Below are 22,988 nucleotides of genomic sequence, written 5' to 3' on the forward strand. Positions count from 1 at the left end.
AGTAAAATGCGGCGCTACCATTCACAAAACATTTTATTATGCCAAGATCAGTAAATCATGTCGCCTCAAGGGCAAGACGTAAAAAAGTATTGAAACTTACCCGTGGTTACTTCGGTGCTCGCCGCAACGTTTGGACCGTAGCAAAAAACACATGGGAAAAAGGGTTACAGTATGCATACCGTGACCGCAAAAACAAAAAACGCAACTTCCGTGCATTATGGATTCAGCGTATCAACGCAGCTGCACGTTTGGAAGGACTTTCTTATTCTAAACTAATGGGAGCTCTCCACAAAGCCGGTATCGAAATGAACCGTAAAGTATTAGCTGATTTAGCTATGAACCATCCGGAAGCTTTCAAAGCTATCGTTACCAAAGCTAAAAACGCTTAATTAAGAACTTATATAATTGGGAAAAGCCGCCTATACGGGCGGCTTTTATTTTTGAATACCAACGAATAGGCTCAACATTTCAGCTTGCAAGACTCCACAGCCGTAGGCCTTCCCTACTCTACGAGGAAGAATTAACCGTTGGCATATTTCCAAACCAGCACACTACACATGCAATATCTGACACATACCCTTTCTAACGGACTCCGGATAGTTCATAAGCCCGATCCATCACCTGTATCCTATTGTGGGCTGGCAATCAATGTCGGCACCCGCGACGAATTGCCCCATGAACATGGCATGGCTCATTTCATAGAACATCTTATTTTCAAAGGCACTTCACACCGCAAATCATGGCACATCATCACCTCCATGGAAGAGGTTGGCGGTGAACTGAATGCATACACCACCAAGGAAGAAACATTTCTTTACTCCGTTTTCCTGGAGCGTTATTTTGAAAAAGCGATTGGATTAGTTTCGGATATGGCGGCCAACTCTATTTTCCCCGAAAAGGAAACGATTAAAGAAACTGATATTGTATTGGATGAAATAGAATCATACAACGATTCGCCCTCCGACCTGATATTCGACGAAATTGAAGAAATACTTTTCGACGAATACGCCATCGGACGAAACATATTAGGAAGTGTCGATTCCCTGAAGAATTTCACCCATAAAGACATCGTGGAATTCCACCATCGCAACTACACCGCCGACAGAATGGTTTTCTTTTCGCTTGGCAATACCGATTTTAAGAAGATTGTTCGTTTGGCAGAAAAGCACCTCAGTGGGATTCCAGCCGGATCAGCACCTCTCATTCGTCAATTACCGGAGCTTTACAAGCCTCAATCAAAAAAAGCAAACCGCGACACCCACCAGACTCATTACATACTCGGCAACCGGGCATATACGCTTCATCACCCCGACAGAATAGCCCTGCACCTGCTGAATAATATCCTGGGAGGTCCAGGCATGAACAGCATGCTCAACCTTTCGTTGCGCGAAAGAAGCGGATTAGTTTATAACGTCGAATCAAACTTCGCGCCCTATACCGATACCGGTGCTCTGACCATCTATTTTGGCTCAGACCCTAAGAATATGAACCGATGTGCCCGACTTATCGAAAAAGAGCTGTCGAGGCTTAGGGAAGCACCTCTGACGTCAAATTTCGTTGAGAAAGCAAAAAAACAGCTCCTTGGGCAAATGACCATTGCAACAGAAAGCAAGGAAAATCTGGCTCTGAGTTTAGGCCGAAGCATCCTTCACTTCAACAGGTTTGATTCCATTGAAGAGTCAGCCGAAAAACTAAAACTCATCACCCCGGAAAAATTACAACAAATAGCTCAGGAAGTTTTTGCTCCAGAACTTCTCAGCAAACTGATTTATACTGAGTAAGTTCTTGGTTATTCAACAAAAAAGGCGTCCAATGGACGCCTTTTTTGTTGATATAAAAATTCGAGATTAGAAAGTAACTTTCAAACCAACCTGCATGTGCCAGCGACTTGAGAAACTACTTTTGTACACCTTATCATCCTGATAAGAATAAGTAGGAACATAATCTCCATTAGCATTTTTCGTCATTGCAGTAACTTTTAATGGCTGTACTGTATAGTCACTACCATAAACAGCACCCCATTCTTTATTCAGCATATTTCCAAAGTTGATAATGTCTAAAGACAATTCAATCTTATTGCTCTTGCCTTTTAGATAGTAGAAGCTTTCTGCAAAATGAAGATCAAAGTGATTTTCCCATGGTGCACTGTTTGAATAACGTTCAGCATATTGTCCACGGTGATTCTTTGCATAGCTATCACCTTCAATCCAGTTACCAAAACTGGTACGATCTGCCGCTGAAGCAAAGGTCATTTTTGCCAATTCATCCTGAGTTGGGATATACAATAAGGAGTTACCTTTTTGTGTATCACCATTAAAGTCAACACTTTCGTTCATGGTTAAGCAATAGCGCATACCTGTACTTCCATTATACATAAGAGAAACTGTCGTTGCCAAACGATTATCCAAATATTTAGGCGTTGTATATGATGCCTGTGCCAATACACGATGAGGAATATCAAATACAGAATAAGACATTTCGCTGGAATTATTCGGATTTTTGGCGTAGTTATACTGCCAGTTAGAAAGAGCAACAGAACTTGTTCCATCGTTAACAGAATAAGCATGACCAAAGGTGTAGCTTGCCATAAGATCGAGCCCAAACTTAAAGCTCTTTTCCAATTTACCGCTTAATGAATATGAGTAACCTTTGTTGGTATTCTTAAGATTGATAATAGCGTAATAGCTACCGGCATTTGTAGCGAAATAATTGGTAGCCGAGTTAGGAACATCTGCACTAACAGCGTAAACTTTTTTACCATTGTCAACAAGAGCCAGATTTTCAAACCACACATTATTTAATGTTTTGGAGTACAAACCTTCCACCGTCATTTTAACATCATACGGCAATGCTTGTTCTACTGCTAGGTTCGCACGGAATACTTGCGGATATTTGAAATCTTTAGAAACGGTGTTGATAGTCGGTTTTGAAGCAGAGCCACTTGCCGATTTCATAGCTGCAACTGCATCATTACCAAAAGTACCAAATTTAGGAACATTCGTTGTAATAGTAGTTCCCTTCATTTCCATACCGGTATTATTCCACATGTTCGACAACCATACAAAAGGTACACGACCTGTAAATAAACCAGCACCACCACGAACCAATGTTTTATGACTGTCATCGGTATACCAACGGAAACCTACACGAGGAGAAATCATAACTTTTGTAGAAGGAACTTCTCCGACCTTTACACCATAAGTAGTGGAATAGGTACTAAGGTTAAATGCGTCATTAGCTGTAGGTTTATTGAAACACATAGGAACATCGAATCGTACACCATAAGTAACGTTAAAGTTGTTATTTATACTCCATTTGTCTTGCAGATAGAGACCAAACTGTCCTGCTTTTACTGTACCAGCCCACTTATAGCTACCTGTCAAATCATAGTCAGAATAGTTATACTTGAATTGATAAGCATTGTCGTTCACGAAATCTGTCAGCGAGTTATAATAATATGCTCCGGTTGATGCCTGAATGAACAAATTATTCATTCGATAAAATTCATTATGCGTACCGAAGGTAAAAGTATGGTCTCCGTGATACCATGTCAGGTTATCTTCTAATGTATAAATATTTTGATCCAGTCTGTTCGCTCCAGAAGAATACTCCGTTCCAATATAAGCTGTGGTCTTACCTGTAGTTGTTCCTACACCACCACCAAGCTTACTAATGCTTATGTTAGGTCCTTGATAAGCAACATCACGACTATCCCGAACAAACGTAACACCAAAACGAGCTTCATTGCTCAATACATTACTGAGTTTAGAATTCAATTCTGCAACAAACGAATTGGTTTTATCGAGCATGCGATAACCACTATTTTCAAAATAATAGGTAGTAGAACCAGAACTGTAAGTATCTTTATAAGAGTCGTTGTATTGATAACGCAAAGAGAACTTGTTATTGGCATTGATATTCCAGTCAATACGGCCCATAAGAGACAATCCCTTTGTATTAACACTACGCTTTCCATAAGTATCTGCATTCCCGGTAATCTGAGCATATCTATCGGCAATAGCTTTAGCTTCACCAGCAGTCAAATAACCTGTAGTATAATCGGGGAAGTAGGTAGAAGGATAAGTATCGTACTTGTATTCCGCACTTGTAAAGAAGAACAATTTGTTTTTAATAATCGGTCCACCGAATGTGAATCCCGCTGTTTTGGTAGATTGTGTACCCAATTTTGCTTTCACATTATTGATCTGATCCCATTTTCCATACATATTTTGATCGGTGTAGTATCCGTAAGCAGAACCAGAAAATTTATTCGTACCTGACTTCGTAATTGCATTGATACCACCACCGGTAAAACCACTCTGACGAACATCAAAAGGAGAAACTACGACCTGAATTTCCTGAATAGCATCCAGTGAAATGGGGTTTGCTCCTGTCTGTCCTCCGTTGGTACCTGAACTGGCCAATCCGAACACATCATTACTTACCATACCGTCAATCTGGAAAGAGTTATAACGGTTATTGGAACCTGCAATTGAGATCCCACCAATTTTAGCAGAAGAAACGAGTGGAGACAACTTGGCCACATCGTAAATACTACGGTCAATGGTAGGGGCATTTACAATTTGATTTTCTTTGAAGTTTGTGGCAGCTCCACCGCCGGCACTTTTTACACCTGCGTTAGCTCTCACAACAACCTCATTTAATTCTTTTACGTTCTCTTTAAGATTCACATTTAATGTCAATGGGTCACCAAGCGACAATTGAATATTATTGTATTCAACTTTTTTATATCCCACATAAGAAATGATAATTTTGTATGGTCCCCCCACACGCATACCCTGAATGGAATATCTCCCTTTTTCATTTGTAATTGCACCATACGACGTACCAGAAGGTTGGTGGATAGCCTGAACCGTAGCCCCGATTATCGCCTCTTTATCATCTCCAACACGACCGTTAATACTCGCTGTTGTGACCTGCGCCATAGCCGATAAAGCCATGATGCACCCCAACGCCATTAGCACTAATCGTTTACCTGTTTTTTTCATAAAAATAAAATTAAATTGGACGTTTAAATAATTTCCAGTATAAAGGCTGATTTTGTCTAGTATTATTTTTAAAGGAAAGGATTTATAATAAACATAATCTGCTGAAAATGCAAAAATGTTCATTAGCAAGAAGATAACAAATTGAACGCCACAAAAATATCTATAAATATTCAATTTACACACATTTTTCTTTAGAAGTTTTCAACAACAACTCACTTTCAAATGTTAATTCTTTACGTATAGTTCCTTAATTTGGACTACAAAAGTACGTCAGCAAATCTAAAAAATCATTACAATTTAATGAAGAATCATACCATTTAAGCCCAATTATAGCCGGTTTGAAAATTGCCAATCCAGCTATTGCTCACGACAGATATTATTTTTACTTTTGCTTCTAAATACACTTCACACTCGAAGAAAGACAAACCCTTTTGAATGAAGCATATACGAAATTTTTGCATTATTGCCCACATCGATCATGGCAAAAGTACTCTGGCAGATCGTCTACTGGAAGTTACCAATACCATTTCTCAAAAAGATTTGCAGGCTCAGGTACTCGATAACATGGACCTGGAGCGTGAACGAGGTATAACTATTAAAAGCCATGCCATTCAGATGGAATATCTGCACAATGGCGATAACTATATTCTCAATCTGATTGACACTCCGGGTCACGTAGACTTTTCTTACGAAGTTTCCCGCTCCATAGCTGCCTGCGAAGGCGCTCTGTTGATTGTTGATGCCACACAAGGCATTCAGGCACAAACCATTTCCAACCTCTACATGGCCATTGAACATGATCTGGAGATTATTCCGGTGATGAACAAGATGGATATGGACAGCGCCATGCCCGAAGAAGTAGAAGACCAGATTGTTGAATTGCTAGGATGCAAGCGGGAAGAAATTATTCGTGCCAGCGGTAAAACCGGTCTTGGCGTTGATGAAATTCTGGAGGCCATCGTAACCAGGATAAAACCACCGGTCGGCGATCCTGAAGCTCCTCTTCAATGCCTTATTTTCGACTCGGTCTTCAATTCATTCCGCGGAATTATTGCTTACTATAAAATCATCAACGGGACTATCAGCAAAGGCGATCTAGTTAAATTTGTTGCTACCCAGAAAGAGTACGAAGCGGATGAAATCGGCGTACTCAAACTGGATATGTCACCACGCACTTCATTGAGCGCCGGAGATGTAGGATACATTATTTCGGGGATCAAGACCTCTAAAGAAGTAAAAGTGGGTGATACGATTACGCATGTAAAACGTCCCTGCGAAAAAGCCATTGCCGGATTTGAAGAGGTAAAACCGATGGTATTTGCCGGAGTTTACCCGATTGAAACGGAAGATTTTGAAGATCTTCGTTCGTCCATTGAAAAGCTTCAGCTTAACGACGCTTCGCTCACCTTCGAACCGGAATCTTCCATCGCGCTTGGGTTCGGATTCCGCTGCGGCTTCCTGGGATTACTCCACATGGAGATTATTCAGGAACGACTCGATCGTGAGTTCGACATGAATGTTATTACAACCGTTCCGAATGTAAGCTACCGTGTTTTCACTAAAAAAGGCGATATGATTGAGGTACACAACCCTTCCGGGTTGCCCGACATTACTCTTATCGACCATATCGAAGAACCTTATATCAGGGCTTCTGTTATTACGCAGACCAACTTTCTTGGTGCGATCATGACACTTTGCCTGGGTAAACGTGGCATTTTGATCAAACAAGATTACATTTCATCCAACAGAGTAGAACTGATTTACGATATTCCACTGGGAGAAATCGTGTTTGACTTTTACGACAAACTGAAAAGTATCTCGAAAGGTTATGCTTCATTCGACTATCATATGCACGATTTTCGTGAATCAAAACTGGCGAAACTGGATATTTTATTGAATGGAGAACCTGTAGATGCCTTATCTTCGCTTACTCACGTTGACAATGCGTATACTCTCGGCCGCCGGATGTGCGAAAAGCTGAAAGAGCTTATCCCACGTCAGCAATTTGACATTGCCATACAGGCTGCCATTGGTGCTAAAATCATTGCCCGTGAAACTATAAAAGCTGTACGTAAGGATGTGACGGCCAAATGTTACGGTGGTGACATCTCCCGAAAGCGTAAATTGCTTGAAAAGCAGAAGAAGGGAAAGAAAAAAATGAAACAAATCGGTTCGGTAGAAGTACCTCAGAAAGCATTCTTAGCGGTGCTGAAACTGGATTAATATATAGATTTGAAGGTTGAAAGGTTATTAAACTTGAAGCTTTGAACTTGAAAAATAATAGATAATATGACCAAGAAAGAAATAACGCCACAAGCCCGAAAAATGCTGAAATGGTTTTGGCTAAGTTTTGCAGGTTTTTTATTGGCTGTTGTACTGCTGTTTATTGCCATATCTTTCGGATGGATTGGCTATTTGCCTCCAATCAGCGAATTGCAAAATCCCCGCAACCGTTACGCTTCTGAGATTTATTCGTCGGACATGAAGCTGTTGGGAAGTTTCTCTTTGAGCTCAGGCAACAGAATGAGCGAAATCTACCAGAATCTTTCGCCAAACCTGATTAATGCGTTAGTAGCAACGGAAGATTCAAGATTTTACGATCACTCCGGTATCGACGGCTGGGCACTGGCACGCTCTCTGGTTCTTCGCGGTATTTTTCAAATTAAAAGTGCCGGTGGTGCCAGTACGCTGACACAACAGCTAGCCAAACAGCTTTATTCTCCTCATGCGCCCAACTTCATAACGCGCTTGTTGCAGAAGCCCAACGAATGGGTGATTGCCGTCAAGCTGGAGCGGCTGTATACCAAAGAAGAGATCATCAACATGTACCTGAACCAGTTCGACTTCCTCAACAATGCCGTTGGAATACGCACTGCAGCTCAGGTTTACTTCAGCACTACACCGGATAAACTGACTATTGAACAGGCAGCTACTCTGATTGGGATGTGCAAAAACCCTGCTTATTATAATCCTTTACGTTTCAACGAAAGAACCCGGGGACGACGCAACACGGTTTTCCAACAGATGGAAAAAGCCAACATGCTATCTCATGCTCAGGTAGATTCGTTAAGCAAACTACCGCTTACACTTAAATACCAGCGTGTAGACCATAAGATTGGTGCGGCTCCTTATTTCCGTGAATACCTGAGAAGAATTCTGACTGCCGATAAACCCGAAAAAGCAGATTATGCATCATGGCAAAAGCAACAATATGTGGATGACTCTATTGCCTGGGCAACCAATCCTTTATACGGATTCTGCAATAAAAACCACAAATCGGACGGTTCGCCATACAATCTTTATACTGACGGATTAAAGATTTACACGACGATAGATTCAAGGATGCAGAAATATGCTGAAGAAGCTGTACATGAACAAATAACATCACTTCAGGACAAATTCTTCAAAGAAAAGAAAGGCCGGAGTTACGCTCCGTTCTCCCGCACTTTACGCGAGCAGGATATTGACGATATCATGAACCGGTCAATGAAATTATCCGACCGGTATCGTAATATGAAGCGTGCAGGTGCAAGCGCTGCTGACATCAAAAAAGCTTTCAGCACGAAAGTTTCCATGCAGGTTTTCTCGTACAGAGGACAAATAGATACGGTAATGTCTCCGATGGACTCCATCCGTTATCTGAAATATTTCTTGCGATGTGGTTTTATGTGTATGGATCCAAACAATGGTCACGTAAAAGCATACGTAGGAGGCCCCGATTTCAATATGTTCCAATATGATATGGCTTCGATGGGACGGCGTCAGGTCGGTTCTACCATCAAACCATTCCTCTATTCGTTAGCCATGGAAGAAGGTTTTTGGCCCTGTAGCCAGATACTGTGTGCGCCAATTACGTTAAATCTGGGCAACGGCGAAAGCTGGACACCAAGAAACGGCAGCCAGAGCAGAGTTGGCGAAATGGTTTCTCTGAAATGGGGTCTTTCCCAGTCGAACAACTACATCACTGCCCGACTGATGAGCAATTTCACACCAATGGCAATGGTAAAAATGATGCGCTCGTTTGGTATACGGGGATATATTCCTCCGGTATGGTCGCTATGTGTTGGTCCGGCTGAAGTTTCTTTACAGGAAATGGTGGATGCTTACACTGCATTCCCCAACAAAGGCGTTCGCGTTGACCCTATGTACGTGACCCGCATTGAAGACAACAACGGAGCTGTAGTTGCCTCCTTTGAACCAAAAATGAATGAAATTCTGAGTGAGCAAACCTCTTATAAAATGCTGACATTGCTTCGCGGCGTTGTTGACAACGGAACCGCCGGGCGATTAAGATATAATTATCGTTTCAGCGGACAGCTTGGAGGTAAAACCGGTACAACCCAAAACAACTCCGACGGTTGGTTTATCGGATTCTCGCCCAGTCTTGTAGCCGGTGCCTGGGTCGGTGGAGAAGACAGAGCCGTCCACTTCGATTACACGAGTGATGGACAGGGAGCCAGCATGGCATTACCTATTTGGGCAATATTCATGCGAAAAGTTTATGGAGACCCGACGCTGGGATATTCTGAAACGGAAACCTTCAAAGTTCCACCAACATATAATCCGGATGAAGGATGCGGAGGACAAGCACCTCCTGAAGAACCTTCTTCTACCGCTGTGGAACAATTCTAGCAGAAAATGCACAGCTGATATAAGTCAATCATGCTAAAGTGAGAATTCTCACTTTGGCGTGATTGCACTCTTTTTATAGGTATAAAGTCAAATTCAAAACCACACCTTGGAGAATTAAAGAACATTTAGAAAACCTGTATGAAAAAAAAGATTGTTTCACTCCTCTTTATCCTGTTTTCAGTAGGAACCTCCTGGTCTCAACTCAATACAGACAGGGTAATGGCTATCGCTCAAAATGCCCTCTACTTTGAAGACTATGTGTTAGCCATCCAATATTTCAACCAAATTATCAGCGTAAAACCTTATTTGCCGGATCCATATTTGTACAGAGGTATTGCCAAGATTCAACTGGGAGATTTTGCGGGAGCTGAAGCCGACTGTTCTTCGGCACTGGCCCTGAACCCTTTTATTCCGGGAGCATATTATGCCAGAGGATTTTCGCGCATTAAGCTAAAGGAACTCGAAGGAGCAGAATCGGACCTCAACAAGTACCTGGAATACAACCCGGTGAACGACGATTTGTTGCGATTGAGGATATGGGTCTACGATTTACAGAAGAAATACGATCTGGCGCTGAAGGACATAGACCAACTGACGAAAAAGAACAAAGACAGCGATCTACTGATGGACAAAGGCCAGATTCTGATGGAGAAAAACGATACCATTGGAGCAATGACCTACTTCACTGATGCCATCAAGGCCGACAGCACCAAATGTAACGGCTGGAGTGCTTTGGCAACATTGAAGATGATGCAACACGACAACTCAGGCGCTTTGCACGATTTTGATAAAGCCATCGCCCTGAAATCAAAATATGCAGGAGACTACATCAACCGCGGACTTCTAAATTACTGGAACAAAAATTATCGCGGAGCATTTGCGGACTATGACAAAGCTATAGAACTCGATGACAAAAGCATTATTGCCCACCTCAACCGGGGGATGTTGCGTTCGGAAGTCGGTGACCTGAATAATGCCGTTTCGGACTTCAACAAGGTAATTGCGGCTGAACCGGAAAATTACGAAGCGCTCTACCAACGGGCTCTACTTAACACCGAAATTGGAGATTATCGTCAGGCTACACTGGATTTCAACAAAATCATTGCCCGCTACCCAGGATTCTCTCCTGCCTTTTGGGGACGAGCCAAAGTAAAGCAACTACAGCATGATGCAAAAGGCGCTTATCTTGACCAAATGACGGCACAGGAAATTGAGAAGAAAAAGCCCAGAAATACGGTTAAGAAAGAGGAAGAACCTAATACTCAGGCTCAGATGGCAAAAAGTACCAAGAGCAATGAAACTAAGGCTTCTATCTTCAACGACGTACTGGCCCGGGGAGGAAATCCTTCCGACGAGGCTCCTAAAAAAGGTGGTTTAAGGGGTGCAATACAGAATGTCAACATAGAAATTTCGAACGAACCCAACTTTGTTTTAAGCTATTACAGCAAAGAAAACGAACTGAAGCGTCTGGGATATTATTTCTCTGTAATAGACGATTACAACAAGCAGCACAAGCTGAACGCTAAGTTAAAAATCACGAATGACGAAATTTCGCTCACTCAGGAGATGATTCAAATGCATTTTCAGGCAATTGATAACATGACCACCGAAATCAATAGAAAGCCAAATGCCGACGCTTATTTTGTACGTGGCATAAACTATGCGTTGGTAAAGGATTATACGAATGCCGTTCAGGATTTCTCCAAGGTTATTGAGCTACGTCCTGACTTTACGATGGCCTATTTTTGCCGAGCCAACATATTGTATAAGTTATTAGACTTCAAGCTAAACAATCCTGAAAACAAAGAGGTTAAATCAGAGTTTAAAGATGAAAAACTCTATAAACATGACTTCGAAACCATTGCGAAGGATTACAAAAAAGTGATAGAGTTGGCTCCTGAATTTGCTTTTGCCCGCTTCAACCTTGGTAATTTGTACTGTCAGGAAAAAGACTTTGAATCAGCTATCGATATTTATACAGAAGCTCTAAGATCTCAACCTGATTTTGCTGAAGCATTTTTCAACAGAGGCCTTGCCTATCTGTTTCTCAACGATGCAAAAAAAGCGAACATTGATCTGAGCAAAGCCGGCGAATTGGGTATATATCAGGCTTATAACATTATCAAGAGACTTAACGACAATTAATTCCTTATTTATACCGTGTTTCAGTCTCTTTTTTGTAATTTTGCAACTTAATTTTTTCGCGGAATGAAAAAATTATTTCAATTGAGATATATTACAAAAGTAACTCTGTATGAAGACTATAAAAATAAAAGACAAAGTATTTTCGGTATCAATCCCTGACGAAAAAATTCAGGAAGCCGTTAAGAATGTTGCTGAACGTATCAACTGGGATTTGGCTGGCAAAGACCCGTTATTTCTTGTTGTACTCAACGGTGCATTTATGTTTGCCGCCGATTTGATGAAAAGCGTCAATATCCCGAGCGAAATCACGTTTATCAAATTGTCTTCATATCAGGGAACTTCGACGACAGGTGTTGTGAAAGAAATTTTCGGTCTGAACGAAAGCGTGGAAGGCCGCACGGTTGTAATCGTTGAAGACATTGTTGACACAGGCTTCACGATGCAAAAAATTATCAATTCGTTGAAAGAGAAGAAAGCTGCCGATATTCGCGTTGCCACTTTCTTCCTGAAACCGAACTCATTGCAATGCGATATTGAACTAAACTATGTTGCAATGGAAATACCCAACGATTTTATTGTAGGGTATGGTCTCGATTATGACGGCTATGGCCGTAACCTTAAAGAAATCTATACATTAATACCGGAAAAAGCACATTAAAAGCTAACCATTTTAATGAACTGTCTCCACGAGGGTGAAGGCGCAAAAGGATTTACATCATGCTTAACATTATCATTTTTGGAGCTCCGGGCTCAGGTAAAGGAACCCAAAGCGAACGTATCACAGAAAAGTATAACCTGCTTCATATTTCGACCGGCGATATGCTTCGTGCCGAAATCGCAGCAAAAACCGAGCTTGGAGAACTGGCCCACAGCTACATTTCCAAAGGTCAATTGTTGCCCGACCAGGTAATTATCGATATGCTTGCCAAGAAACTTACCGACACGGCCGCCGGACGCAAAGGTGTTATTTTTGATGGATTTCCCCGCACGGTTGCTCAGGCAGAAGCGCTCGACGTTCTGCTGAAAAAGAACAATCAGGATGTTTCTGTCATGCTCGAACTCGACGTTGAAAAAGAGGAACTGATTACCCGTCTTTTGAAACGCGGACAGGAAACCGGTCGTTCGGACGACAACCTCGAAGTAATTCAAAACCGTCTCGAAGTATATCACAACCAAACCACTCCTGTAATGGACTATTACAAGGAAGCCGGCAAATACACACACATCAAAGGTACCGGCACAATTGATGAAATTTTCGGACGCATTGCAACTACCCTCGACAAGGTAGCTAACTAAGAAACCGTTTACAAACTCAATACAATGAAGACTTCTAAAGAAATTCGCCAATCGTTTCTCGATTTCTTTCAATCCAAGCAGCACCACATCGTGCCGTCGGCGCCGATGGTTATCAAGGATGACCCCACGCTGATGTTCACCAATGCCGGGATGAACCAATTCAAGAATATTATTCTGGGGAATGACCCGATTAAGTACCCGCGCATCGCCGATTCGCAAAAATGTTTGCGTGTGAGCGGAAAACACAACGACCTGGAGGAAGTAGGACACGATACCTACCACCACACCATGTTCGAAATGTTGGGCAACTGGTCGTTCGGCGACTATTTCAAGAAGGAAGCCATTGAATGGGCGTGGGAATACCTTACCGAAGTTCTTGGTTTGGATAAAAACCGCCTTTACGTTACCGTTTTTGAAGGATCGCCCGACGAAGGGCTGGAACGTGACAACGAAGCTGCCGGATACTGGGAACAGCACATCGCTGCCGACCGCATCATCAACGGCAACCGCCACGACAACTTTTGGGAAATGGGTGATACAGGACCTTGCGGTCCCTGCTCCGAAATTCATATTGACATCCGTCCCGACAGTGAACGGGCTAAGGTGAACGGTCTGACTTTAGTCAACCAAAGCCATCCGCAGGTAATCGAAATATGGAATCTGGTGTTTATGCAATACAACCGCAAAGCCGATGGTTCGCTCGAACCGCTGCCAGCCAAGGTAATCGACACCGGAATGGGCTTCGAACGCCTTTGTATGGCTATGCAGGGCAAACTGTCGAACTACGACACCGACGTATTCCAACCGATCATCGGCGAAATCGGCAAGTTGTGCGGCATCAAGTATGGTGCTAACGACAAAACGGATATCGCAATGCGCGTTATTGCCGACCATATCCGCACCATCTCATTTTCAATTACCGACGGGCAATTACCATCGAATGCAAAGGCAGGTTACGTTATTCGACGTATTCTGCGCCGCGCCGTGCGTTACGGGTATACTTTCCTTGACCAAAAACAGGCATTCCTGTACAAACTGTTGCCTGCTCTGATCGACAGCATGGGTATTGCTTATCCTGAATTACAGGCTCAACAATCACTCATTTCGAAAGTAATTAAGGAAGAAGAAGAATCGTTCCTTCGCACGCTCGAAACCGGCATCCGTTTGCTCGACAAAGTGATTGACGAAACGAAAGCAGAAGGCAAAACCGAAATCAGCGGGGTAAATGCCTTTACACTTTACGACACATTCGGATTTCCTCTCGATTTGACGGAACTGATTTTGCGCGAAAACGGAATGACAGTCAACATCGATGAGTTCAACACCGAAATGCAGAAGCAGAAGGAACGTGCCCGCAACGCAGCTGCCGTGGAAACCGGGGACTGGGTGAGCGTTCGCGACGGAGAAACGGCTTTCGTAGGTTACGACTTGCTGGAAACCGAAGCTCACATTCTTCGCTACCGCCTTGTAAAACAAAAGAACAAATCATTCTATCAGATAGTGCTCGACCAGACTCCTTTCTATGCAGAAATGGGTGGTCAGGTTGGCGACAGCGGCATCATGGCCGACGGCAACGAGACGATAGAAATTTTCGATACCAAACGCGAAAACAACCTACCCGTTCACCTGACGGCTAAATTACCCTCCGATTTTACGGCAACGTTCAACGTAAAAGTAAACGGAGACAAACGTCAGGCTACGGAGAACAACCACTCGGCAACTCACCTGCTGCACGAAGCATTGCGCGAAGTATTGGGAAGCCATGTTGAACAAAAAGGTTCGTTCGTTTCGCCCGACACATTGCGTTTCGACTTCTCTCACTTCCAGAAAGTGACCGACGAAGAGATTCGCAAGGTGGAAGAGCTGGTAAATGCCAAGATTCGTGAAAACCGTCCGCTCGACGAACACCGTAACATGCCGATTGCCGAAGCACGTGCTTTGGGAGCCATGGCGCTGTTTGGCGAAAAATACGGCGATCATGTCCGCGTGGTGAAATTCGGTTCTTCCGTTGAACTATGTGGTGGTACACACGTTCAGGCTACCGGCGAAATCGGATTCTTCAAAGTTGCTGCCGAAAGTTCAGTAGCTGCCGGGATTCGCCGAATTGAAGCTGTAACCGGTGTTGGTGCCGAAAAATTTGTTCAGAATCAGCAGGACCTGTTGAAAGGCATCCACTTGTTGTTCAATAACGCGCCGAACATGTTCCAGTCCGTACAAAAAGCGCTGGACGAAAATGCATCCTTGAAGAAGCAGATAGAAAGCTTCATGCAGGAAAAGATGCTGCAATTGCGCGACATTCTTATACAACGTGCGGAAGAGATCAACGGTGTGAAAGTGATTCGTCATCAGGGCGACGAAAACCCCGATCTGGTACGTGGCCTTGCTTCACAGTTCAAAGGTAAATTCAGCGATGTGAAATTCCTGTTCGTTGCCGGAACCGTATTCGAAGGCAAACCGTCACTCACGATTTTCCTCAGTCAACCGATGGTGGATGCCGGATACAATGCCTCCAACATGGTACGCGAAGCTGCCAAGTTTATCAACGGCGGTGGCGGCGGACAACCGTTCCTGGCAACTGCCGGAGGTAAAAAACCGGAAGGACTCGATCAGGCTGTAGCCAAAGTTATTGAGTTGATTTAATAGCTCATTAAACCATAAAAAAGCCCCTTGAACGGATAATCTGTTCAAGGGGCTTTTCGTTTGTAAAAAACAAATTACAACTTCACTGTCAAACCAATTTTTCCATCGGAGAAAGCATTGCCACCGCCGAATTCGAGATTAAGAGCAACAGTTCGGGAAATAAAATAGCGTCCCCCGATCTGTGCTCCAAGGCCAAGACCCGAAGTATGCGAACCGTGGTATATATCGGGAGAATTCCAGACATAAAACCCGAGGTTAAGTCCGGCATAGAAATCCCAGTTACGGGGAATTCTCAAAAGATTATTGAAATGGTAATTCGCATTACCCGAAATTCCGACTATCGAGTGATCGTAATAATAGTTATCCCAATCCTCGCGGTAAGAGCGATAAGAAAGTTCTCCTCCCAGAGTCACATCCCGACTCACAGCATGGTCGAAGCCGAAATAAACCGGCACTCCCCAATCGGAAAAACCGACACCAAAATTCAACTGCGTGCGTCCCATTGCCAATGAATTTTGGCTGAAAGCGACTACCGAAACAAATGCAAATACTGCTAGTACAAGATACTTTTTCATACGATAATAATTTATTTGTTTAAGGAAGTATGGAACTCGCATGCTAATATTATCATCACCTTGGATGTAAAGCATTTACATGCTCGTTTCATATTTATAGTATGATTTATTGAGTTAAAAAAAATCGAACATCAATCTCTGTCGTGTCCGTGACCATGACCTCTGTTACCTCGACCATTGTCGTGATCGTAGCCCCGATCATCATCTCTGTCATAGCCACGAGCTTTCCCATTTTTCTCCCACCCCCTGTGCAGTCCATTATCACCTTGAAAATCACGACGGTTCTCCTGATGCATATTTCTGTAGTCGCGGTAGTGCTCTACGTAATATCCGTGACGCATGTACGGTCTGGGCTCATTTACCACAACTTTATACGTTGAGTAAAGATCAAAATGGCGGTAACGCCCCGGCAGCCTTTTGGCAAACTTCCATCCGTTGCCATGAGGATAGATAAACACACGTTCAGGAACCGAATAATAGATCCCCAATTCGGGCAGAAAATAATACTCTGCATAGTCATATGATGCGGGCCCCCAGGTTGGTTGTATTCCAAGATTCACATTTACCCTTACCTGCGCATGTGCCGAAGAAAAACAAACTAAACTAAGGGCACAAATAAAAAAGATAATCTTAGTCCTTTTCATCCGAAAATAATTTGTTTTTAAGTTGCCGGATGGAACTCGCATGTCCTGATTTTCATGCAAGTTTGTGTTCTGGTAAAAACATGCTCGTTTCATAATCAAAAAAATTAAAGGGTTAACACTCCATTTCAAAATAGTGTTTCGTGATTTGTATTGGTTATATCCCAATAACGATCAACAACCATGCCAATATAGACAAACCACTATTAATCAACATCAAATACCTTCATTCAGGTGTGGAACAATGTGGAAAAGCGAGGAAAAAAGAGTGGATAGTATGATCCTTCCAAAAGTTGAATAGAGTCGGTAGGGTTTACGCATTATAAGAATTAAATAAGGGGCTTCTGCCCCTGTAACCCTGACTTCCTTTTTGTCTTAAAACAAAAAGGAAGCAAAAAATTCAAGGCTATGCCCGCTTCGCTCAAAAAACCGGCGCTCGTCAAGCTAAATTGTCCAAACTTGCCCCTTCCTTGCGTCAGGAGCTTCAAACAATGGACAATTTTACGCTTGCCTCTCTTGTTTTTTGGCTCTCCGGACAAGGCCGCTCTAATCTGACTTAGCCTTTATTACAAATTTAGCATCTTTTCCTTGCCAATTTCTTATATGCGTAATCTATGATAGAGCCGGAGTCAGGTAAAATTTCATGCAAAAAAAATCCTTTCATCCACCCTTCCATAAAGAAAGAGCAGACAAAAGGATTGATGACAGTTCCAAACAAACCCGGAACCATCATAAGTGCCAATAAAGAAACGCCAGTTTATTTCTGCGATTGGGCATCCTTATCAGTTGATGGAACATCAGACGGAGCCTGATGCTTTTTGTCGTTGCCATTCATACCATGTCGCATTGCCGGACGATCCATTTTTCGTGCATCACGCATTCCCATTTTATATCCTTCCATGCGGCCCTTCATACGCTGCATTTTAGCCTGATATTTCTGAAATTGTTCAGGAGTTAAAATTTTCTGCATATCAGCTTCATGTCCTTTCATCTTAGACATAAAATCTTTGCGGAGATCCTGAACATTCTTCTGCATTTGTTGGCGCTCTTTCAGCATTGACAGTTCCAGATCTTTCATCATGGCAACCTGGGCATCAGTCAGTTTCAGTTCCTGTTTCATACGGTCAACATGTTTTGCAATCCTGTCCTGCGGATTATTAACAGGCTTCTGTTCTTGTTGAGCAGATACAACTCCCACACTAATGGCAGAGAACAATAGGGCTAAGCCCAGAATTTTGTTTGTCTTCATAAGTCAAAAAATTAAACGTTAATACTAACTCTATTTTGAGAGTGTTTGTCAGTTTGACTTACCGGCCATCGACAAGTTTAATCCAATAAGGAATAATTAACTCACAATCAAAAGATAAGAAAACAAACCAAACGGTAAGTTAATCCGGTATTAAGCACAAAAAAAGGAAGGCGGTAAAATTCGTCTTCCTTGCTGTAATGGTTGCCGGTTACTCAAAGTTTGGCATGAGTGCCATCACAGAATGGTTTGTTTTGCGAATGCTTGCAACCGCACAAGAAATATTTTCCGGCCTTCTCGGGAATAAAAGCTACCGGAGTAAATTCGCTGCCGTGGTGCGATCCGTCGCAAAATGGTTGATTTTTACTTTTACCACAGGCGCACCAGTGGTACTCTTTCCCGGCTTCAAGTTCTACAGCAAAAGGGCCTTTCTTTGCTACTTCTGGTTCCATAATGTTTTGAATTTTAAAATGAATATATAAAAGAATATGTAATAAATCTTTCGCCAGCAAATGTAAGCTATTGAAAGAAAAATCCGATTGCATATTTAAGAAAAAATGTAGCACAAATCTGACAGGATTGTATTTTTAACTATCATTTTACATTAAAATAATAGTTTGGAGTTAAATTCGCTTTCATTTTTTCACCTTTACTTACAAAAACAGACAATTTTGAGCCGTTTATTTTCATACGTACAGAGAATAACGTACATTTGCAGCCATTTTCCACATATTCTATCATATGAGTGACGTTAAACACAAAGTGCCTTTTGGCGTTATCGGCCTGATAGTTGCTATCGGCATCGTTTACGGTGACATCGGGACCTCTCCTTTGTATGTAATGCAGGCCATTTTAGGCGACACCCATCACGTAACTCCGGATTACATCATAGGCTCCATCTCCTGTATCATTTGGACACTGACTCTCCAAACTACGGTCAAATATGTATTAATTACGTTACGAGCCAATAACAAAGGTGAAGGTGGCATTCTTTCTTTGTTTGCCCTTTTGCGTAAGAAATACCGTTGGGCGTATGTCATTGCCGCCATCGGAGCAGCCACATTGCTCGCCGATGGTGTTATAACCCCGTCTATTACAGTTATTACAGCAGTAGAAGGTATGCATGGCATATTACCCTCCATGCCAATATTACCCACTACCATTGGAATCCTGCTGATCCTTTTCTTCATACAACCCTTTGGAACTGCCTGGCTGGGGAAATCCTTCGGTAGCATTATGCTTATATGGTTTACCATGCTGGGGGTGATGGGAATAACCCATATATTTGCATTTCCGGCTATCATACAAGCCTTTAATCCATGGCATGCGATACATTTCCTTCTGACTGTGCCCAGCGCCTTTGTAATTTTGGGAGCTGTATTCCTTTGTACTACCGGAGCTGAAGCCCTCTATTCTGATTTGGGACACTGCGGCTACAACAACATCCGTGTATCATGGATTTTTGTAAAAACCGCCCTTATTCTCAACTATCTTGGGCAGGGAGCCTGGATCATTTCCACTCCGGCTAAAATAGTACCGGGTGTTAATCCCTTCTTTGCAATGATGCCAGACTGGTTTTCTCTCTTCGGGGTAATTATGGCTACTTTGGCGGCAATCATTGCCAGTCAGGCTCTGATCAGCGGTTCGTTCACTATCATTAGCGAAGCTATTTCAATGGATATTTGGCCTAACATTTACATCAAATATCCTTCGGAAGTAAAAGGCCAAATGTACATCCCGGCCGTCAATCACATGCTGATGATACTTTGCATTCTGATGGTAATCACATTCCAGTCTTCAACCAATATGGAAGCTGCCTACGGACTGTCAATTACCATTACCATGCTGATGACAACGCTTTTGCTCTTTATTTATTTCAAAGCGACCAACAAACCGCTTTGGATGAGCATCCCCTTATCGTTGTTCTTCCTAACGGTGGAAACCTCGTTCCTTATTGCCAATCTACACAAATTCGCTCATGGTGGTTTTGCCACCCTGATTATTGCCGGTATTTTGTTCGCTCTGATGTACATCTGGTACAACGGCCGACGTATCAAAAACCGTTGCGTGAGCTACGAGCCAATACGCAGCTATATTCCTGTCATTGAAGATATCAGCAACGACGAAGGCATACCTAAATTTGCAACCCATTTGGTATATGTTACCCGCGCGAAGTATCCGAACGAAATGGAGAGCAAAATCCTCTACTCCATCATAAACAAACAACCCAAACGTGCCGACACCTATTGGTTCGTGTATTTATATCGTAGTGACGATCCGTACGAATTCCACTACACAGTAAAGACATTTGCTTCTCAAAAAATCTTCCGGATTGATATCACTTCCGGCTTTAAGCTGGGCGTTCACATGGATGCTTACGTTCATAAAATTGCCAAAGAGATGGAAGAAAAAGGTCTTGTTGATTTGGGAAGTCGCTACAGTTCGCTGTCGCACCACAATATCGAAGGCGATTTCCGGTTCGTGGTGGTAGAACGCATCTTGCGTATGCATGCACAAATGCCGGCCTTCAAACGTTCTATTCTGGTATTGTATCATCTGATGAAACGCATGTCAACCTCCGACACGCAGATATTGGATCTCGACCCAACGAACGTTACGGTAGAAAATGTTCCAATGGCTCAGATAAAATAACGAGAATTAAAAATTTCACAAGAGGTTGCATTCTGACAAAATGCAACCTCTTTTTCGTCCAAACACACCACCAACTGCTCAAAACAGTTCACAACCAGACAATTTATCCTCTACCGCAATCTTTCTGTCGGAGATCCATTCTTCCTATCAAAGTTTTGTGTAAATTAGCGTCCCGCAATTCGCGAAAAACACATGGCAGATAAAACTCAAAAAGTACCTTTCAGTTCCATCGGATTAATTGTCGCGATGGGCATCGTTTATGGTGACATCGGCACCTCTCCACTTTACGTAATGCGAGCTATTATGAGCGGTCTCAACATGCCGGCCGCCGATGCTGTTGTGGGAGCCATATCATGCGTAATCTGGACGTTGACTCTTCAAACCACACTCAAATACGTTATTATTACCCTCCGGGCCAACAACAAAGGAGAAGGCGGCGTGTTATCGCTGTACGCTCTTATCCGGAAAAAGTTCAGATGGGGATATGTGTTTGCCGCCATTGGAGCCTCCACCCTACTGGCTGACGGCATTACCACACCTGCCATTACCGTTACTTCAGCCATAGAAGGAGTACACACCTATCTGCCGTATGTTCCGGTACTGCCCGTTACCATAGCCATTCTGCTGGTGCTTTTTATGCTGCAACCCTACGGCACTTCATCACTGGGAAAAATGTTCGGCAGCGTAATGTTAGTCTGGTTTCTGTTGCTGGGTTTTCTCGGTGCAATGGCCATCTCTTATAATCCCTGGATCATCAAGGCTTTCAACCCCTGGTATGCCATCCGGTTTCTGACAGAAGTTCCCAGCGCCTTCGTTATTTTGGGTGCTGTGTTTTTGGCCACTACCGGAGCCGATGCGCTCTATTCCGATCTGGGGCATTGCGGCATGAAAAACATACGGGTTTCGTGGGGTTTCGTCAAAACAATGCTAATTCTGAACTATCTCGGACAGGGAGCATGGATCATCTCACAGGGAGGAAATATACCTGCCGATGTGAATCCGTTTTACGCCATTATGCCGGACTGGATTTCACCGTTTGGAGTTGTCATGGCTCCATTGGCGGCAATCATCGCCAGTCAGGCAATGATTACCGGCTCGTTTACCATTATCAGTGAAGCCATCTCCATGGATATATGGCCCAACATCTACATTAAATATCCCTCCGAATTCAAGGGACAGATGTACATCCCAGCTATCAACCACATGCTGATGGTACTCTGTCTGGTCATGGTACTAGGATTCCGTTCTTCGGCGAATATGGAAGCGGCTTACGGACTCTCCATTACCATCACCATGCTGATGACCACCTCGTTGTTGTTCCTGTACTTCCGCAGCAAGCAATATTCGCTCTGGATGGCCATACCGCTCACGCTCTTTTTCCTGACGGTGGAGACTTCGTTTTTGATAGCCAACCTAAATAAATTCATGCATGGCGGTTTTGCAAGTATCATCATTGCGGGCTGTATGTTTACCTTTATGTACGTTTGGTACAACGGCCGACGCATCAAAAACCGTTGTGTGACCTACGAACCGATTAAAGGATCCATTCCCGTGCTGGAGCAGATCAGCAACGACCTTACGATTCCTAAATTTGCGACTCACCTGGTATATGTTACCCGGGCAAAATATCCGAACGAGATGGAGAGCAAGGTTCTCTATTCGCTGATCAATAAACAACCCAAGCGCGCCGACACCTACTGGTTTGTGTATCTGACACGCAGTGACGAGCCGTATGAATTCAGCTATACAGTTAAAACCTTCTTCCCCAAGAAGATATTCAGAATTGACATCAATGCGGGATTCAAACGGGGACTTCATATCGACCGCTATATTCATGAGATTGCCAAAGAGATGGAAAACAAGGGTCAGGTAGATCTAGAAAGCCGTTATCCATCATTGGCCGCCAACCACATAGAAGGCGATTTCAGGTTTGTGGTGGTAGAACGGGTACTTCGCGGCGACATGCAAATGCCTCCAATCAAAAAGACAATACTCACGCTTTATTACCTGATCAAGAAACTTTCGACCTCCGACACACAAATTTTAGACCTCGATCCGTCGAATGTAACCGTAGAAATGGTACCTTTGTTCAATATTTCTCCTTCCAATGCAAAAGCAAAAAGTTAGAGGAAGAAAAAGGACTCTTTCCAAA

The 22,988-nt window shown here is 43.0% G+C and carries 15 protein-coding genes; 10 read left to right on the forward strand and 5 right to left on the reverse strand.

Annotated elements, in window-relative coordinates; genetic code table 11:
- The first annotated feature begins 38 nt into the window (after positions 1-38).
- Positions 39-389 carry a 50S ribosomal protein L20 gene (rplT, locus tag PJIAN_RS08055; RefSeq protein WP_068703870.1) on the forward strand — a complete coding sequence of 117 codons (351 nt, stop codon included), beginning with the start codon at positions 39-41 and terminating at the stop codon, positions 387-389.
- A 168-nt stretch (positions 390-557) separates the two neighbouring features.
- Positions 558-1,781: a M16 family metallopeptidase gene (locus PJIAN_RS08060; RefSeq protein WP_068703873.1), complete on the forward strand. Its 1,224-nt coding sequence runs from the start codon at positions 558-560 to the stop codon at positions 1,779-1,781.
- A 66-nt stretch (positions 1,782-1,847) separates the two neighbouring features.
- Here PJIAN_RS08060 and PJIAN_RS08065 read toward each other — a convergent pair whose 3' ends face one another.
- A complete protein-coding gene (locus PJIAN_RS08065; RefSeq protein ID WP_068704655.1) occupies positions 1,848-5,009 on the reverse strand; it encodes a TonB-dependent receptor in 3,162 nt (1,053 codons plus the stop codon).
- A gap of 435 nt (positions 5,010-5,444) precedes the next feature.
- On the opposite strand from PJIAN_RS08065, the gene lepA reads away from it, so the two are divergent.
- The 6 genes from lepA to alaS all read left to right on the forward strand — a co-directional run bounded on the left by lepA (position 5,445) and on the right by alaS (position 15,722).
- Positions 5,445-7,232 carry a translation elongation factor 4 gene (gene lepA, locus PJIAN_RS08070; RefSeq protein ID WP_068703875.1) on the forward strand — a complete coding sequence of 596 codons (1,788 nt, stop codon included), beginning with the start codon at positions 5,445-5,447 and terminating at the stop codon, positions 7,230-7,232.
- A 66-nt stretch (positions 7,233-7,298) separates the two neighbouring features.
- Positions 7,299-9,641 (forward strand): transglycosylase domain-containing protein, encoded by a 2,343-nt coding sequence (locus PJIAN_RS08075; protein WP_439951401.1) that lies wholly within the window; start codon positions 7,299-7,301, stop codon positions 9,639-9,641.
- 138 nt (positions 9,642-9,779) lie between these two features.
- Complete coding sequence (locus PJIAN_RS08080; protein WP_068703877.1) at positions 9,780-11,786, forward strand: tetratricopeptide repeat protein; 2,007 nt, start codon at positions 9,780-9,782, stop codon at positions 11,784-11,786.
- A gap of 109 nt (positions 11,787-11,895) precedes the next feature.
- A complete protein-coding gene (gene hpt, locus PJIAN_RS08085; protein ID WP_068703879.1) occupies positions 11,896-12,444 on the forward strand; it encodes a hypoxanthine phosphoribosyltransferase in 549 nt (182 codons plus the stop codon).
- A gap of 59 nt (positions 12,445-12,503) precedes the next feature.
- Positions 12,504-13,082 carry an adenylate kinase gene (locus PJIAN_RS08090; RefSeq protein ID WP_068703881.1) on the forward strand — a complete coding sequence of 193 codons (579 nt, stop codon included), beginning with the start codon at positions 12,504-12,506 and terminating at the stop codon, positions 13,080-13,082.
- Positions 13,083-13,106: 24 nt separating this feature from the next.
- A complete protein-coding gene (gene alaS / locus PJIAN_RS08095; RefSeq protein ID WP_068703883.1) occupies positions 13,107-15,722 on the forward strand; it encodes an alanine--tRNA ligase in 2,616 nt (871 codons plus the stop codon).
- A 74-nt stretch (positions 15,723-15,796) separates the two neighbouring features.
- On the opposite strand, the gene PJIAN_RS08100 is transcribed toward alaS, so the two are convergent.
- From PJIAN_RS08100 to PJIAN_RS08120, 4 genes are all read right to left on the reverse strand, one after another.
- The gene (locus tag PJIAN_RS08100; RefSeq protein ID WP_068703885.1) at positions 15,797-16,297 is read right to left on the reverse strand and encodes a hypothetical protein; all 501 of its coding nucleotides are present in this window, start codon (positions 16,295-16,297) and stop codon (positions 15,797-15,799) included.
- 131 nt (positions 16,298-16,428) lie between these two features.
- Entirely contained in the window at positions 16,429-16,941 is a 513-nt protein-coding gene (locus PJIAN_RS08105; protein ID WP_153802524.1) for a hypothetical protein, read from the reverse strand.
- A 754-nt stretch (positions 16,942-17,695) separates the two neighbouring features.
- Complete coding sequence (locus PJIAN_RS08115) at positions 17,696-18,187, reverse strand: hypothetical protein (RefSeq protein WP_068703897.1); 492 nt, start codon at positions 18,185-18,187, stop codon at positions 17,696-17,698.
- 212 nt (positions 18,188-18,399) lie between these two features.
- Positions 18,400-18,636 (reverse strand): CDGSH iron-sulfur domain-containing protein, encoded by a 237-nt coding sequence (locus tag PJIAN_RS08120; protein ID WP_068704659.1) that lies wholly within the window; start codon positions 18,634-18,636, stop codon positions 18,400-18,402.
- Between the two features lie 289 nt (positions 18,637-18,925).
- On the opposite strand from PJIAN_RS08120, the gene PJIAN_RS08125 reads away from it, so the two are divergent.
- The gene (locus PJIAN_RS08125; RefSeq protein WP_068703899.1) at positions 18,926-20,836 is read left to right on the forward strand and encodes a KUP/HAK/KT family potassium transporter; all 1,911 of its coding nucleotides are present in this window, start codon (positions 18,926-18,928) and stop codon (positions 20,834-20,836) included.
- 192 nt (positions 20,837-21,028) lie between these two features.
- The gene (locus PJIAN_RS08130; protein WP_068703901.1) at positions 21,029-22,963 is read left to right on the forward strand and encodes a KUP/HAK/KT family potassium transporter; all 1,935 of its coding nucleotides are present in this window, start codon (positions 21,029-21,031) and stop codon (positions 22,961-22,963) included.
- Positions 22,964-22,988 lie beyond the last annotated feature (25 nt).

Source organism: Paludibacter jiangxiensis (genome assembly GCF_001618385.1).
In the GTDB taxonomy this organism is placed as follows: domain Bacteria; phylum Bacteroidota; class Bacteroidia; order Bacteroidales; family Paludibacteraceae; genus Microbacter; species Microbacter jiangxiensis.

Excerpts from the sequence above, each read along its gene's own strand:
- rplT (WP_068703870.1), top strand. The coding sequence starts at position 39 with ATGCCAAGATCAGTAAATCATGTCGCCTCAAGGGCAAGACGTAAAAAA.
- PJIAN_RS08060 (WP_068703873.1), top strand. The coding sequence starts at position 558 with ATGCAATATCTGACACATACCCTTTCTAACGGACTCCGGATAGTTCAT.
- PJIAN_RS08065 (WP_068704655.1), bottom strand. The coding sequence starts at position 5,009 with ATGAAAAAAACAGGTAAACGATTAGTGCTAATGGCGTTGGGGTGCATC.
- lepA (WP_068703875.1), top strand. The coding sequence starts at position 5,445 with ATGAAGCATATACGAAATTTTTGCATTATTGCCCACATCGATCATGGC.
- PJIAN_RS08075 (WP_439951401.1), top strand. The coding sequence starts at position 7,299 with ATGACCAAGAAAGAAATAACGCCACAAGCCCGAAAAATGCTGAAATGG.
- PJIAN_RS08080 (WP_068703877.1), top strand. The coding sequence starts at position 9,780 with ATGAAAAAAAAGATTGTTTCACTCCTCTTTATCCTGTTTTCAGTAGGA.
- hpt (WP_068703879.1), top strand. The coding sequence starts at position 11,896 with ATGAAGACTATAAAAATAAAAGACAAAGTATTTTCGGTATCAATCCCT.
- PJIAN_RS08090 (WP_068703881.1), top strand. The coding sequence starts at position 12,504 with ATGCTTAACATTATCATTTTTGGAGCTCCGGGCTCAGGTAAAGGAACC.
- alaS (WP_068703883.1), top strand. The coding sequence starts at position 13,107 with ATGAAGACTTCTAAAGAAATTCGCCAATCGTTTCTCGATTTCTTTCAA.
- PJIAN_RS08100 (WP_068703885.1), bottom strand. The coding sequence starts at position 16,297 with ATGAAAAAGTATCTTGTACTAGCAGTATTTGCATTTGTTTCGGTAGTC.
- PJIAN_RS08105 (WP_153802524.1), bottom strand. The coding sequence starts at position 16,941 with ATGAAAAGGACTAAGATTATCTTTTTTATTTGTGCCCTTAGTTTAGTT.
- PJIAN_RS08115 (WP_068703897.1), bottom strand. The coding sequence starts at position 18,187 with ATGAAGACAAACAAAATTCTGGGCTTAGCCCTATTGTTCTCTGCCATT.
- PJIAN_RS08120 (WP_068704659.1), bottom strand. The coding sequence starts at position 18,636 with ATGGAACCAGAAGTAGCAAAGAAAGGCCCTTTTGCTGTAGAACTTGAA.
- PJIAN_RS08125 (WP_068703899.1), top strand. The coding sequence starts at position 18,926 with ATGAGTGACGTTAAACACAAAGTGCCTTTTGGCGTTATCGGCCTGATA.
- PJIAN_RS08130 (WP_068703901.1), top strand. The coding sequence starts at position 21,029 with ATGGCAGATAAAACTCAAAAAGTACCTTTCAGTTCCATCGGATTAATT.